Here is an 829-nt window from a genome sequence, read left to right as displayed (position 1 = left end):
GTATTGGGGTAATCACTTTTGGTCAAAAGGCTACTGTGTCGATACTGTCGGAGTAGATGCAGAAATGATCCGTAAATATGTGAAGTACCAAGAAAAGAAAGAACGTCTCCAGCAGGAGATAGATTTCAGGAAATAATCTGCAATCTTGGGGCAACTCTCACCAGCCTTCTCTGAAGGCTGGCGGTTTCAGCCCCCTTATAGGGGGGGCATAAAGCAAAACCACGTTCTAAGAACGTGGATCATTTACTATTCCCAATGGGAAAACTCAGAGGTACGGAGAACTTCGTATTTCATTACAGAAGTGTAGTCTATGGGCTACACTTCTGCAAATCGATTAGATATTGATACTTTGAGGTATCTGGCTCGGTAGCAATAAAGGATAAGCCAGAGTCCTATCCTGCATGACTTACGTGCTAAAAATCATAAACAGTATATTCTCTCTAAAAGGGTGATAGTTGATTTATTATTTTTAAGTGTGCACAGCTATTGATCTGGGCCAAAACTTCCCGACAAGAGTTTCTGTATAACTGACACCTCATATTTGAGGTGTACATGAGCAAAGTCGACGGCCGTAAAATTCCCCATGATGTTCGAGAATCTATTCGTTTAGAGGCTATACACCTATGGCTGGAGGGCGCCACTGTCAATCAGCTATCCGAAAAGTATTCTACTCACAGGTCATGCGTTTACGACTGGATTGATCGTTATGAACGAGGTGGCTTGGAAGCCCTGAAAACTCGACCTATCAACGGTCGGCCTTCCAAACTGAGCTTGCAACAGAGAGAAGAGCTCACACTGATTATTTCATCAAAGCTCCCCACTGACTTTG

2 protein-coding genes are annotated in these 829 nt (G+C 43.3%); both read left to right on the top strand.

Annotated elements, in window-relative coordinates:
* Positions 1-136, top strand: a 136-nt coding sequence (locus WG89_RS29980; protein ID WP_172806862.1) for a transposase, incomplete at its 5' end; no start/stop codon positions are given.
* 416 nt (positions 137-552) lie between these two features.
* Positions 553-829, top strand: a 277-nt coding sequence (locus WG89_RS28770) for a helix-turn-helix domain-containing protein (protein ID WP_153301906.1), incomplete at its 3' end; no start/stop codon positions are given.

Source organism: Endozoicomonas arenosclerae (assembly GCF_001562015.1).
GTDB lineage: Bacteria > Pseudomonadota > Gammaproteobacteria > Pseudomonadales > Endozoicomonadaceae > Endozoicomonas_A > Endozoicomonas_A arenosclerae.
The sequence above is the reverse complement of the archived record's forward strand: the minus strand, read 5'-3'. Positions and strand labels throughout refer to the sequence as shown.